The 14,992-nt window shown below is 42.8% G+C and carries 11 protein-coding genes; 10 read left to right on the top strand and 1 reads right to left on the bottom strand.

The window, feature by feature from the left end; all coding sequences use genetic code 11:
- Positions 1-194 precede the first annotated feature (194 nt).
- Positions 195-2,030: a sigma-54 interaction domain-containing protein gene (locus ABOA58_RS16555; protein ID WP_350299263.1), complete on the bottom strand. Its 1,836-nt coding sequence runs from the start codon at positions 2,028-2,030 to the stop codon at positions 195-197.
- Between the two features lie 189 nt (positions 2,031-2,219).
- Between ABOA58_RS16555 and ABOA58_RS16550 the strand changes: the two genes are divergently transcribed.
- The 10 genes from ABOA58_RS16550 (at position 2,220) to ABOA58_RS16505 (ending at position 14,964) form a co-directional block, all read left to right on the top strand.
- Positions 2,220-2,429, top strand: coding sequence for a hypothetical protein (locus ABOA58_RS16550; protein WP_350299262.1), 210 nt, complete (start codon positions 2,220-2,222; stop codon positions 2,427-2,429).
- Between the two features lie 82 nt (positions 2,430-2,511).
- Positions 2,512-3,924, top strand: a complete 1,413-nt coding sequence (locus ABOA58_RS16545; RefSeq protein WP_350299261.1) for a purine-cytosine permease family protein — start codon at positions 2,512-2,514, stop codon at positions 3,922-3,924.
- Positions 3,925-3,971: 47 nt separating this feature from the next.
- Positions 3,972-4,958 carry a heme-dependent oxidative N-demethylase family protein gene (locus ABOA58_RS16540; protein ID WP_350299260.1) on the top strand — a complete coding sequence of 329 codons (987 nt, stop codon included), beginning with the start codon at positions 3,972-3,974 and terminating at the stop codon, positions 4,956-4,958.
- A 16-nt stretch (positions 4,959-4,974) separates the two neighbouring features.
- Entirely contained in the window at positions 4,975-5,493 is a 519-nt protein-coding gene (locus ABOA58_RS16535) for a hypothetical protein (RefSeq protein WP_350299259.1), read from the top strand.
- 29 nt (positions 5,494-5,522) lie between these two features.
- Positions 5,523-6,464 (top strand): PDR/VanB family oxidoreductase, encoded by a 942-nt coding sequence (locus ABOA58_RS16530; RefSeq protein ID WP_350299258.1) that lies wholly within the window; start codon positions 5,523-5,525, stop codon positions 6,462-6,464.
- Positions 6,465-6,515: 51 nt separating this feature from the next.
- Positions 6,516-8,009 (top strand): aldehyde dehydrogenase family protein, encoded by a 1,494-nt coding sequence (locus ABOA58_RS16525; protein WP_350299257.1) that lies wholly within the window; start codon positions 6,516-6,518, stop codon positions 8,007-8,009.
- A gap of 1,226 nt (positions 8,010-9,235) precedes the next feature.
- A complete protein-coding gene (locus ABOA58_RS16520; protein ID WP_350299256.1) occupies positions 9,236-10,840 on the top strand; it encodes a sigma-54 interaction domain-containing protein in 1,605 nt (534 codons plus the stop codon).
- 133 nt (positions 10,841-10,973) lie between these two features.
- Positions 10,974-12,125: an iron-containing alcohol dehydrogenase gene (locus tag ABOA58_RS16515; RefSeq protein ID WP_350299255.1), complete on the top strand. Its 1,152-nt coding sequence runs from the start codon at positions 10,974-10,976 to the stop codon at positions 12,123-12,125.
- Positions 12,126-12,139: 14 nt separating this feature from the next.
- Complete coding sequence (locus tag ABOA58_RS16510; protein ID WP_350299254.1) at positions 12,140-13,528, top strand: hypothetical protein; 1,389 nt, start codon at positions 12,140-12,142, stop codon at positions 13,526-13,528.
- The gene (locus ABOA58_RS16505) at positions 13,525-14,964 is read left to right on the top strand and encodes an NAD-dependent succinate-semialdehyde dehydrogenase (RefSeq protein WP_350299253.1); all 1,440 of its coding nucleotides are present in this window, start codon (positions 13,525-13,527) and stop codon (positions 14,962-14,964) included. Before ABOA58_RS16510 ends, ABOA58_RS16505 begins: the two co-directional genes overlap by 4 nt.
- Positions 14,965-14,992 lie beyond the last annotated feature (28 nt).

The following is a 14,992-nucleotide window of genomic DNA, read 5'->3' as shown; positions in this document are numbered from 1 at the left end:
ATAGTTAGATCAAAAAATGGTGGCGTTAATGCCATTTTAATTTCTTCATAACGTTCATGATGTATATGGTAAAGGTAATAACGAAAAAGCTGACTGCAAAAGACCGTTCAAGACGGCTCTTGTAATCAGCTTTTCTTTTTCTACTCTAGTATTCAGTCGGTTTAATAGACTCACTGCATGACTGCATTTCGAAATCAAACATGTATATTGAGTTGCTTACGGAGACGTTGCATTTCCGAATTGAAATAGGCTTTGCTGTAATCACATCCGACAATAGCAACGATATTGCCGTCATCATCAATGATTGGCGCAAAACTTGTTTTCCACTCACCGTACCTGTCTTCGTATATGGGAGTAACACCCGCTTTACCATTAAACGCCTGGTAAGCGACATTAACCATTTCCGGGGGGCCCATATATTCTTCCCCCGGTTCAATTACAAAGCCCTTGTCTGCAACGAGGTGAATCAGGCGTCCATCATCCGTCATGATAAATATAAAGACCCATTCAATTACGCCTTCCTTTTCTTGAATCATGGTAAGTTTTTGTTTTAATTTCTGGGAATAGGAAGTTTGCCGGTTCATATTTTTTTGTAGACTGATAACCTCTTCAGCTGGAATGATAGCTGCGGTTACAACGGCAATGGATCGTAGCCGTTGGTTTATTTGTTCTTCTAAAATGGCCCGTTTATCCACTGGTGAAAAGCTTGCCTCTTCAAATTTATTTCGTAATTTTTTATATTTCCTGCTCATCGTCGGCTGGCTGACTTCCAATACCTTTGCCGCTAGTTTTAATGATTTGTATTGTTCCATCGCCATGTTGATCAGCTGTTCCTCCACAAGGTCGACTGCTTCCTGCAAAGGCATTAGGAAATCGATGACAGGTAGTGAAGGGGGTTTGTTGGGCCCTTTAAAAGGAAGCACCTCTCTAACCAATGCAACACCCACTTCCGGTATTCCGCTAGTAATCACAAGCCTTTCAACTGTGTTTTCAAGTTCGCGCACGTTACCGGGCCATTGATAGATACAAAGCAAGTCGATTGCATCCGGTGTGAAAGCGACCTTTCGATTGTATAGTGTATTGTACTTTTGTAAAAAAAACTGAACCAGGTAGGGGATCTCATCTACACGATTCCTAAGCGGCGGAAGATGGATAGGCACGACATGAAGACGATAATATAAGTCTTCTCGGAATTCACCTTTTTTCACCATTTTCTCGAGCGATTTATTTGTTGCGGCAATCACTTGAATATCAACAGGGTGTGAGGCCGTGCTGCCAATTGGTGTGACAATGCGCTCTTGAAGGACGCGAAGCAGTTTTACCTGAACGTTAAGCGGTAACTCGCCCACTTCATCCAAGAATAAGATTCCTTTATGGGCCAGTGTGAATTTTCCCTTGGCGCCATCTTTCCGTGCGCTGGTAAAAGCCCCTTCTACATAGCCAAATAGTTCGCTTTCAATCAGGTTTTCCGGGATGGCGCCGCAATTGACAGGTATAAATGGACCGTCGCTTCTATTACCCATATTATGTATGGCCCTGGCGGCTATTTCCTTTCCTACCCCGGATTCCCCCAATAACAGGACGGTTGCACTGACATCACAAACCATTTGCATTTTATGCAGAACATCAAGCATCGGTTTACTGCGGATCACAAATGGAAAAGATGGCTTCTTCGATTCCAATAAAGGCCCCGATTGCCCCCTTGATGTATCTGGATAAGAGTCTTTAATTTCTTTGTAAGCCCAGACCCATGCCCCGGATTCAATCGGGTATGCCGTCACCAGCAGCTCATGCCCTTGCCATGAGGACTGCATGAAAGATCTTTTCTCATTTTTGCCCATTATCTCTTCTGCCAAGCTTGTAGAAAATAAATCTTGTTCAACATCCTTGATGGAACCACCGACATTGGCGGATTTGACTGTATGGAATAAGGAATTCCCTGTTCCGGTCGAATTCAGGATGGTGCCATTTTTATCTGTCACAATAAGCTGATCGTAAATAGACAAGAGTGCAGAGGTGAAGTGATCCATTTATGTCTACCTGCCTTTCATTTAACTTCCTAGTTTTCATATTACAGAAATTTCACAATTGTTCAATAGTTTCAAAAATGAATATTCTTCCTATTGAAAACCCTTTTAGCATAGTGTTTTCTGATTGGCATGGTTTTTGCAATAAGTAAAGAGAAGGGACTAGAAAGCATGATTGCAAAGGAGGGAGAAGTGATTTTGAATAAAGAGAATCAGTTTCAACAGAATATCAATTCAGAAGACCCCTTTATTAAAAATCTATATTCAGATTTGAATGAGCGGATTAATGCGTATGAGCAGGAAGAAGCCGTGAAAATCGACAAAATGAAATGGAGTGATGCGACAGGTTCTATTCTTTTCATGATTTTAATCATCGCCTACCTAATCTATTCACTTGTCTAATTTAGTTGTTTCGATCACCCAGAACTATATCAGCCTTATACCAAGCAATACAATCATTATTCTATAGTTGGGAGAGAAGCGTGTGAGCAAAGAGAATTCCTCCATTTCAAAGGATGTGGCCTTTGGGTTTTTACCGGCAAGTAAAAATGACCGGATTTTTAACCTTCGGGATTTAATTTTAGTTCAAGTTGTTATTGGCCTCTCATCTTTTGGGCTGTTAACTGGTGGATACACAGGTACAATGCTTGACGCGAAGCAGTCACTTGCAGCGATTTTATTCGGTAACGCCTTCCCGATGCTGTTGATAGTTCCCATTACCCTTTATTTTGCGCGTTATGGCATAGACACCTTTGTAGGGTTTCGAAGTTCACTTGGGTATTTAGGATCGAATATCTTTTTCTTTGTTTTTCTTATTTTAACTCTCGGCTATATTTCCATTGCGCTATTTATGTCCGGCCAGGCGTTAGCAGAGGCGGCTAATTGGATGGGGATGCCCGCGATTTTCTCAAGCCAAGCAACGGGAGCGCCGTTTTTCTCGATTTTGCTCTTCATCTGTGCATTTCTTGTAACGGTGAGGGGACCGGTAGCGATTCAAAAATATACCGCAGTAGCCGTTCCGGTTTTTATGGTTCTCATGTTTGGCCTGCTCGCAATAGTCTTGTTTGGACAGGGGTTCAAGGAAGTTGCTCATATACTTCCTTCTGAGCCATTTGAAACGAGTTCTCGTTCATTCGCGACAGCCCTGGAGTTAAACATCGGTCTCGGCTTTTCATGGCTTCCGTACCTTGGCCAATACAGCCGTTTATCTAAAACAGAAGGAGGAGCATTTAAAGCAGGCTTCTACAGCTATGGAATCATCGTCTGTATCGCCGCGTTAGTTGGGGCCCTTGCTGCATTAGTAACTGGATCTCTTAATCCTTCTGACTGGATGTTTTCCATCGCAGGAAGTTGGGGCGGCTTCATTGGCTTGATTTTACTTTCGGTAGGGAATGTCGGTGCAGCCATATTCCTTATGTACTCACAAGCTGTCAGCTTTAAAACTGTATTCCCGAAAAAGTCATGGATGATTGCGATGGGAACAACCGTACCGACTATATTCTTACTTCTAAGCTCAACGTTCTACGATGCCTTTGGTTCATTCATTGCTGTCATTTCTTTTATTATGGCTGTTCTTGGCGGGATTGTCGTTGCAGATTACTTTTTTGTAAAGCGCCAACGCATTTCAATAAGGGATTTGTATGACACACAAGGCTCTTATACCTATTGGAAAGGCATTAACCCGTCGGCCGTTCTCACGGTGGTTATCGGAACGATCGTTTACTGGGCACTCTATAATCCATTGACTTTTGAAGCAAGTGACTTTTTCCTTTATACAGCTGCCGGAATTCCAACATACTTTGTCGCTTTAGTCACCTACTATGTTTCATCTAAATACATTTTCCGTTTTGAAGTTGACAAGGAGCGTCCATCCGTTGAATTAAAGGAAGCTAAATAGAAGAAAACTCACTTTAAAGAATCTAGGGAACGAGAGGAGATTGTTCAATGTTTACACAAAGTTTAGATTTCAAAACAACAGATTTAGATACATTCCCATTTCCATTCACTTCAGGTAACTATCGTTATTCAAACGACTTGAAAAAACTCTCAAACGTTAACTGTATTGAAGTTACACCAGAATACAAACTCCAAGTGGAAACGAAGCGTCGTCTCCTTCAAGAACAGCCGCATATAAGGTTTCAATCTTTTTCACACACAATGGAAATGCAATGGGAAGTGTTGGAAATGCTCATCGACATGGCAGCTGATCGCTATCCGGAGCATTTCGAGGTCATTAAAGAGGGTGACAACTGGACTTTCAAGAACCACATTTTCGGGGAATCCGATTCATTCGTGTATGGCGATGCCAGCACGCTTCCAAATGAGCCGCTTGATTATATAGGCCGCCATTTCCATAATGATTTTGTTTTAATGGTTCATCGCGATAGTAATTTCTATTTGGAAGTGGGGCAAGTTTCATACGCCGCACTCTTCTCGGCTAACTGGAATAAAGGCATGTCCTTTGATGAGATCCATGCTCCTGTTCCATTTGTATCACGGAAAGGTGATGAACTGGCAGATCGCGTTCGTAAGTTTTTATTATCCATCGAGCCAGGAAAGCCATGGACACGCATTAACTGGAACCTGATGGCGGACCGTTGGGATGTCAACTATGAAACGATGGATGTATGGGGACCGCAGCGTTCTGAAATAACACCGGAAAATGCAGGTAAACTTGTTCGTTTACGTGTTGAAGAACAAAAATTTTATCGCATGCCACGAAGCAACGCCATTCTATTCGTATTGAATACTCAGTTCCTGCCGCTGGAGGATTTGGCATTGCGCCAGGAGTGGTTTGATCTGACATATAGCGTACTGCAGGATATTCCGGAACCTATGGCTGAATACAAAGGAATTGCCCCATTTCTTCCGCAATCGGTCGAATATTTGAGGAGTATTGATGAAAAACAAAAAAGCGAAGATAAACAATAAGTAGGAGGATAGGGCCTTGTACAATAGTCCAGTATTGTTTGATAAATCCATTACGATCGTAAATAAATTTACTCCTCGGAATGAACGAAGAAAGTTCGTCGTCATTTCTGATCTAGCCGGATATGAAAAGGCGAAAAGTTTCACTTCTGAAATCGCAGGAACAGTGCCTGTTGAATGTCTTTCCATTAATGGAATGGAAGATAAAGAGGAGATTAAGAGAGTCATCTTGTCACAAAAGATGGGCACCCAATTTTATATTGCGGCTGCTTGGAACAATGCCGTAATGATCTTCTCGCTCGGGGTGGAAGCCGGTCTATCTGAAGCTGAGATCCAGACGGTGATTATCGGCCCTAAACGGCGGTACGTATATTGCATGAAATGTTTCGAAGTGTCGGAAATCGCAGAAGAAGCAGAGATTGCAGAATGTGACCATTGCAGGGCCAGTCTTGAAATAGGACCTTTTTATTCAATCGTACGGGAAGGTTATATTGGTTACCCATTCATCCCAATCGGAAAAGAAGAAGTAGGGAGCTGATCATCATGCGGGTAGTAGGAAATATTCAAATGAAAGTAAACAAGATCATTCAAGAAACTCCATTCGTAAAACAGTTCGAATTGATTCCAGTTGATGGAAAACCATTGCCTGCTTTTACTGGCGGTTCGCATTTGACCACTTTCATGCCGGCCGGGGATACGATAATCGAGAGAGAATACTCCCTTATCAGCAACCCAAGGGACCGTAAAAAATATGCAATTTCCATTCGGCGTGATGAGGCGTCACGCGGAGGTTCCGCTTTCTGGCATGATCATGTAACGATAGATTCCAGATTGGAAGTCAGCTTCCCTAAAAACAACTTCCCTCTCAGCTTTCGAGCTAAGCATCATGCATTTTATGCAGCTGGAATCGGCATCACCCCATTTCTGGCAATGATGGAAGACATGGCTGCCGAAGGCCAAACCTTCGAAATCCATTATGCAGCACGAACACCGGAATTATGTGCTTTTTATGATCTGCTGAAAGCCAAATACCCTGATCAATGCACCTTTTATTTTTCGCAGGCAGAAGACAAACGCAGAATGGTGCCTGAGACGATGATGGATCATCGCATAGGCACTCATGTATATTTTTGCGGACCAATCGATATGGTGCAAGAGTATCGAAAAGCTGCCAGTTCCTATGGTTATCCGGAACATTCGATCCACTTTGAATTATTTGCGACAAAACATGACGGGCCGCAAGAACCTTTCATTGTCGACCTATCAGACAGCGATCGGTCCATCCACGTTCATGAAGGTGAAACACTACTTGATGCGCTTTTAAGGGAAGGAATCGATGCGCCTTATTCTTGTAAAGTTGGCGGGTGCGGAAGTTGTGAGGTGGATGTTGCAGAAGGTGAAGTGGATCACCGGGATTTCTTCCTTAGCGAAGAAAACCGTCAAACACGCAACTCAATCCTGACATGCTGCTCACGTGCGAAGGACGACAGACTTGTAATAAAACTTTAACGATTTCGTAAGGTGAAATTTTAAAAATAATGAAAACCGGAGGAATGAAACATGACAATTTTAGAAACGGCAGTTTTGGAACTTAAAAATTACATCGACGGTAAGTGGCAGACCGCATCTTCAAATGAAGTAATCCCTGTAATCAATCCTGCAACACAGGAAATCATTGCAAGAGCTCCGCGTGCCACCAAGGAAGATACAGAAAGGGCAATCTCAGTTGCGAAGGCAGCTTTTGAAAGTGGAATCTGGTCAGGCCTAACAGCACAGGAGCGCGCTTCGTATCTATATAAAATCGCTGATAAAATTGATGAACGTGCCGAAGAGTTAACGATTCTTGAAACAATGGACAACGGGAAACTTAAAGCAGAGGCAGGTTTCGATATTGCTGATGCCGCCGCGTGTTTCCGTTACTACGCTGGTTTGATCCTTCATCCAGAAGGGGAAACTTATCAAGTTCCCGCTCCCGTGCAAGCGATGGTTGTTCGTGAGCCAGTAGGTGTAGCCGGTTTGATTGTACCTTGGAATTTCCCTCTTCTAATGAGTGTCTGGAAAATCGCACCTGCGCTTGCGGCAGGTAACACCATTGTATATAAACCGGCTGAAGTGACACCTGTAACAGCAATGAAATTATTTGAAATCCTGGAGGAAGTAGGCATCCCTAAAGGTGTGGCTAACATGGTGATGGGCCGCGGCACTGTTGTCGGTCAAACCATTGCGGAAAGCAACGATGTTGACATTGTTTCATTTACAGGAAGTACGGATGTTGGCCGAACAATCATGAAGGCGGCCGCGGGCAACTTAAAGAAAATTTCCCTTGAGCTTGGCGGTAAATCACCTAACATCGTTTTTGCAGATGCAGATTTAGAGACGGCCGTGGATTACGGATTATTCGGCATCTTTTTCGGTGCCGGCCAAGTATGTTCATCAGGCAGCCGCATCCTGGTTGAGGAAAGTATTTATGATGAATATGTAAAACGCTATGTGGACCGCGCAAATAAAATCAAAGTAGGACCTGGCCTTGCGGAAGACAGCAACATGGGGGCAATTGTCAGCGAAGCGCAAATGAATAGCATTTTGAACTATATTGAAATCGGCAAACAGGAAGGTGCGACACTTGCAGCAGGCGGTTACCGTCTTGTTGATGACGGTCTTGACAAAGGATACTTCATTGCACCGACTGTCTTCACCGATGTAACACCTGACATGCGCATCGTACAGGAGGAGATCTTCGGTCCAGTCGTTGTCATTCAAAAGTTCAAAGATGAAGAAGAAGCTATTAAACTTGCAAATGATACAGACTACGGGCTTGCAGGCGGCGTCTTCACTAACGATGGGGCAAAAGGATTGCGAGTGATCAAGAAGGTACGGGCAGGCATTACATGGGTAAATGATTATCATCCAACATATGTCGAAGCGCCATGGGGCGGTTACAAACAAAGCGGGATTGGACGCAGTTTAGGAAAATACGGCTTGGATGAATACCAGGAAATTAAACAAATCAACATTAATCTCGATGTAAAACCGGTCGGCTGGTTTCCAAAATAATCATATGATTAGAGAGGAGACAAACTACTTACCATAATTAAACCAAAGGGGTGCGGAAGTGAAAAATTTCGCACCCTTATGAAATTTCCTTTGAAATTTTGTCCAAGGTTAATCAATGGCAGGTTCGCTGGCTAAAGTAATCATTTCAAGTTGCTCGGAATAGAATCATGTTTAAAAAGCATACTCATCACCTTAAGCTTTAATCCTACTAAAAGAGTTCTATCAAAGTTGTTTGGAGAGGAAATGTACGAGTCTCCTGCGGGAAAAGCGTGTCCAAGCGAGACAATGCAGGCGCAAAGAGCGCCGAAGAGGCTCCCGGACCGCCCGCGGAAAGCGAGTGCCTGGAGAGGAAAACAGATCAGATTTTATAAACCCTCAAAAAAGTTCCAGATGATTTCAGAAATCCAGTAAGGTTTCATTACTTATAAAAAAATAAAAAATCATGTAGTATAACCAAATTTTCTTTTAAAACCATGGGTCAGAGTGAGAGCATTCGGCCCCGCCAGACAATAAACTAATTCGAAGAAAAGTCAGTTCACTTAGATTTTTTCTAAAAAAAATTCCAGTTGATTGGAACGGAAGGTACGAGACCCCTGCGGGAAAAGCGCGTCCAAGGGAGACCCCGCAGGCGCAAAGGCGTCGAGGAGGCTCCCGGACCGCCCGCGGAAAGCGAGTGCCTGGAGAGGAAATCAACGTTCAATTTGTCTACAGTCTGAAACCTAATCCAAATACGGATTAGGTTTTTTCAAACTGACGAGAAACTTTTTAAAGCACTTAACAAATTGTTCTTAAGCTTAAAGTAACTGAGAATTAAACAATCTTAAGGAATGAGCCATTTCGCAGGCATTTTTATTATGCAACAAAAGGACAAGTTTTCCTGTGATGAGTGAAAATGGATTTGAGCATAAAAAACACCATTGATATGATAAAAGTAACATACCAATGCTATTTATCGTTTTAATCAGAAATAGGATATTGAGATTGAATCGTTTTTACCGGTGCAGCATTTATTCTTGGTGTCGTTGATTGTCGTACATAGTATCATTAAAAAGGAAAAAACATTACATAATGCTCACAAAATAAGTTAATAAGAATGATGTTCATTGTCTTTCTTTAATATGAAAAGGAGAGGAAGTAGACTTGACTATCAAAGAGTACTTCAATCAAGGAAGAAGTTTTCTATCAATGTTAAGACCAGTCAGGGAACACGTTAGGAGTGAAGATTGATGACTAAGTTTTATTCGGATATGACAGTGGAGGAAGCGATATCATGTTTCCCGATAGGAAGCACTGAAGTGGAAGTTTTGGATGATTCAGAGGATTTCATCGGATTTTTGACTATAGAGGCGTTATCTGCGGCAGTGCAGCAGAGTGATTTGACGAAGCCAATTTCTCATTTCATTACTGTGAATGCACCGCTGCAAAATTTACGGAATTACTCAATACCATATGAACAATTTCAAGCATTCTTTGAGGGTGATTTATGCAGGGTAGTATTTAATGCCCTGTATGATGGCGTGTATATCACGGATGGTGATGGAACGACATTATTTATCAATCAAGCTTATCAGCGTATTACTGGAATAAGAGAAGAGGAAATCATCGGAAAACCGATGAGTTATTTAATTGAGCAAGGCATGATATCCGTTTCAGCTTCATTGGATTCCATTCGAACGAAGAATCAAGTTACCCTGACACAGAGAATTCGAAATGGAAGAAAGATTATCGTATCGGCCACACCTATTCTATCGCCACAGAATGAAGTCATATTTGTCATTAATAGTGTTAGGGATATTACTGAATTAATCCGGATGAAGTATACGATTGACAGCCAAAAGTTATCTTTCCAACCTATTTCTCAATTATTGCCTGGCTCGGAACAGGTGAATTTACAGGAAATAATCATTGGTCCCTCTACAACTCCTTTATTCAAACTGGCTGATAAAGTAGCTAAAACGGATGCGAAGATCTTGTTACAGGGGGAAACGGGAGTAGGGAAGAGTTTAATTGCCAAGTACATACATGCCAAAAGCTCCAGGAAGGAAAAAATTTTCCTGGAATTAAATTGTGGAGCCATCCCGGCGAACTTGGTGGAATCTGAACTTTTTGGATATGAACCAGGGGCATTTACCGGATCCCTTAAGAATGGGAAAATGGGGATTTTTGAGAAAGTGAATGGTGGCACGTTATTTTTGGACGAAATTGGGGATTTACCTTTAGAGTTACAGGTAAAACTTTTGAAGGTGGTAGAAGAAAACAAGTTTATGAGAGTAGGTTCTACCGAAATGAAAGAAGTGGATGTCAGGTTAATTACAGCCACCCATCGCGATCTGGCTTCCCTCGTGCAAGAAGGATCTTTCCGCGAAGATCTTTATTACCGGCTTAATATCGTTTCCTTTGAAGTCCCGCCTTTACGCCAGCGAAAGGAAGAAACGATCCCGCTTTTAGAAATGTATTTGAAAAAATTCAATGAAAAATATAATGAAAAGAAAAAGATGACACCGGAATGCTTTGAATGGCTGACGAACTATTCGTGGCCTGGCAATATACGTGAGCTTGCGAGTCTTGCGGAGCGACTGGTCGTCACGACTTATGATGATACGATCGATTTGCCTAATTTACCATCTTTCATCCAGCCGGTCTTATCCAAAAAAACGACAACACATTCTTTGAAGGAAGCCGTTTCCGAGCTGGAGCGTTCCCTGATCCTGAATGCGATGAAAAAATATGGGACTACAAGGGCCGCTGCCATCTCTTTGGATATCAGTCAAAGCGCTCTGGTGCAAAAAATGAAAAAATTTCACATGCGATTAGAAAACGAATCGAATTAGTTTTTTTGATTTGATTTCTACTCATTATTTATACTGTTACCCATGAAAAAAAGGTTATCCCCCTTATGAATTAAGCGTTTTCACACTTTGGCATGATTCCTGCATTAGTAAATACATGAAAGGGGAGATAACCATGAATATTTCTATTTTTTCTATGGCTAACAAATTGGTGACAGGAGCAGATTCTTTACAGCAGCTGACTGATGAGGTTACGCGATTAGGGATGAAGAATCCGTTGATAGTTACAGATAAAGTTTTAGTGGGTGCTGGGGTTGTGCAAATGGTTGAGGATTTACTTTCATCAGCATACGGTATTTTTTCGGATGTGAATCCAGAGCCGGAAATTGAAATCGTTGAGCAATGTGTACGGTCAATCAATGATGGAAAACATGATGGACTGATTGCGGTAGGCGGAGGAAGTGCGATGGATATTGCGAAAGCCTCTTCCGTCATGGCTACGAATTCGGGCAGCATCGAGACCTATTTCGGTACGAACTTGATTGAAGTTCCTGGTCTACCTTTAATAGCCATACCGACGACGGCAGGGACCGGGTCAGAAGTGACGAATATTTCGATTTTATCGGACAAAAAAGAACAGGTTAAGAAGGGAATTGTAAGTCCGTATCTTTTACCGGATGTAGCGATAGTATCGCCCGTCATGACGCTGACTTGCCCGCCAAGTGTGACTGCTGCGAGTGGAGTGGATGCACTTGTTCATGCGGTCGAGGCTTATATTTCCAAATTTGCTTCGCCAGTTACGGATGCTTTGGCAATTGGGGCCATGAAGTTAATCGCAAAAAATTTACCAAAGGCTTATGCTGCGCCAGATAATCTGGAAGCACGGGAAGCGATGATCACTGGAAGCCTAATGGCAGGGTTAGCCTTTGGCAATGCTGGTGTTGGAGCTGTTCATGCCTTAGCTTATCCTCTTGGAGGCCGCTTCCATTTATCACATGGAGTCAGCAATTCATTATTACTGCCATTTGTAATGAAGTGGAATAAAATTGCATGTTTGGAAAGGTTCCGCGAGATTGCTGAAGCACTTGGAGAGAAAGTCAATCATTTAAATGATGATGCGGCAGCGGAAAAGGCTATAGAAGCGATGACCAGAATATGCCGTTATGTTGATATACCACAGTCACTAAGTGAATTTGACATTCCTGAATCGGCTATAAGTGAAATGGCTGCCGAGGCCATCAAACAAGTCCGTTTACTTCGCAATAATCCCCGTGCATTAAGCGTCCGGGATATCGAAAAAATTTACCGTTCAGCCTATGGCTTTTAAGTGGAGGAAACAATATGAAATGGAAAAACCGTCGCTATGGAGAAGAGACATCGTATATACCTGCGGGACCTTTTAAAATTAGACTGCCATTTGTCCATTATCATTTTGAGTGGCCTGACTATGTTCAAGGCTTATTGATGTGTGCAGTTGATCTTGGAGCGATTACACTGCTTGCAGACCATCTCGGTATGCCTTTTGATGTGGCTCTAGCCGTCGTTATCTTGAATGGATTATTATACTTGGCACATCATTTACTCGGGGACCCGGTTATACCAGGTTGGATTACACCTGCGGTTCCATTGCTTGTATTGTTCGTAGGGCAATTTCCCGAAGGACCTGATCGGGTCTATGCACTCGTTGCATTTCAACTAACATTAGGTATTTTATCGATATTGCTTGGAATGACCGGACTTGCCAGTAAGGTCGTGCGATTAGTGCCGAACGCAATCAAATCAGGCATTATTTTAGGGGCGGGTATTGGTGCTGTCGTTTCCATTTTTGAAGTGGGTGGAAAGTTTGATTTATTTCCTTATACAATAAGCATTTGTATCGGCTTTGCCTTTTATCTGCTTTTTTCGAAAAGTTTCGGAAAATTGAAAATGCGAAATAAAGTTTGGATATTCATAGGCAATTTAGGGATATTGCCAGCAATCTTGCTTGCGGTCTTTGTAGCCCCAATTTTTGGAGAAGCAAAATGGCCTGATATCCAATGGGGATTCAGCAGTCCGGATTTTGCTACGCTTTGGTCAGACTATACTGTTTTCGGTTTAGGTTTTCCTGCCTTGACCTTCTTTTTAAGTGCGATCCCAGCTGTTTTTGCTACTTATTTAGTCGTATTCGGGGATGTGCTCAAAACGAAAGCGCTGCTTTCTGAATCCGATGAGGTCAGGGAAGATGAAAAAGTGGACTATAATCCAAACAGAGCTCATTTAATTTTTGGTGGCCGAAATGTGATCATGAGTTTTATCGGACCCGATATAACAATGTGCGGTCCGTTGTGGGCAGCCATGCAGGTCGTGGTTGTGGAACGGTTCAAGAATGGCAAGAAAGCCATGGATTCTTTCTTCGGCGGTGCCGGCTCGTTCCGTTGGGGTACGAATACAGGATTATTCTTATTGCCGGTAGTCAGCCTGGTGGAACCAATTCTCGGTGTCGCCTTGGCCTTGACGCTTTTGGTTCAAGGATATGTCAGCGTACGCGTAGGCGTGATGCAGGCGAAGAGCCAACGCGACCTGGGAATTGCAGGGGTCGTGGCTGCCATCCTTGTTATAAAAGGTGCTGGAATGGCGTTTGCAGCAGGAATTTTATTATGTGCCCTTTTATATGGCAAGGACTTTTTCAAAGGAGAGAATGATAAGACATTTACAGATCATGAAGAAGAAGAGGAGATTAAAGCAGGATGAAAAAAGTAGTGGAAAAATGGCCAATTTATATAAACGGCGCACCTATTCATACAGAAAGTCATTTTGTAGTGGAAAATCCAGCAACATTGGAGCCTGTGGGCTATGTTCCGGACGCTAACGAAAAAGAGGCAAAGGCTGCAGTGGATGCAGCTCAAGCTGCTTTTCTGACTTGGTCGAAAACAAGTGCATACCAGAGGGCGGAATTACTTGAGAAGTGGTACACGATCATTGAGGACAGGCTGGATGAAATCGCAACGATCATGACACTGGAACAAGGAAAGCCATTGGCAGAGGCAAAAGGTGAAATGAAATATGCTTCAAGTTTCGTGAAATGGTACGCTGAAGAAGCAAAGCGCAACTACGGGGAAATCATACCAGCCTCCGTTGCATCAAAGCGTATTTTAGTGCAAAAGCAGGCAGTCGGTGTCGTTGCTGCCATTACCCCGTGGAATTTTCCTGCTGCCATGATCACGAGGAAAGTGGCGCCAGCCCTTGCCGCAGGATGTACCGTGGTCATCAAACCCGCGGAACAAACGCCTTTGACCGCTTTGCTATTGGTTGAAAGTGCCCATGAAGCAGGCATTCCGGCAGGTGTGATAAATATTGTAACTACACAGAAACCGGGAGATGTATCCGACGTGTGGATGAATGATTCACGTGTTAAAAAGATCACATTTACCGGCTCCACTCCTGTAGGGAAACATCTAATGAAAAAAGCCGCAGAAACAGTAAAAAAAGTCTCGCTTGAACTCGGTGGATTGGCTCCGTTCATCATTGCTGAGGATGCGAATATCGAAGAAGCTGTAAATGGTTTAATTCAATCGAAATTCAGGAATGCTGGACAAACATGTATTTGTGCGAATCGAATATTCGTCCATGAGACAATCGAACAGCCATTTTTACAAGCATTTGAAGAAGCCGTTTTAACTTTGAAGGTTGGAAATGGAATGGAAGGAAATGATCTTGGTCCATTGATAGATGGAGCCGCAGTTAAAAAGGTTCAGCTTCAATTGGAGGATGCTGCAAGTAAAGGGGCCATCATCCATAACACCTCAAAAGTCGATGGAAAACAAGGCCATTTTATCGCACCAGCCATACTTTCCAATGTAACGGATGATATGCTGTGCATGCAGGAAGAAACGTTTGGGCCAATTGCGCCAGTCAGTACATTCAAAACCGATCAAGAAGCGATAGATCGAGCCAATAACACGAATTTTGGCTTGGCAGCTTATGTGTATACCGAGTCACTAAATAAGGCAGTTGCCTATTCGGATGCTCTTGAATATGGGATTGTCGGTATTAATGACAGTGCCCCATCCACTGCCCAAGCACCATTTGGAGGCATGAAGGAAAGTGGTTTAGGCAGGGAAGGGGGACACTATGGCATGGATGAATATTTAGAAGTGAAGTATGTATCCATGCAGCTTGGCCAGTAAAATAAAACAGAAGAGTCCGCGATGATTC

The sequence above is a fragment of the Peribacillus frigoritolerans genome (assembly GCF_040250305.1).
GTDB lineage: Bacteria > Bacillota > Bacilli > Bacillales > DSM-1321 > Peribacillus.
The sequence above is the reverse complement of the archived record's forward strand: the minus strand, read 5'-3'. Positions and strand labels throughout refer to the sequence as shown.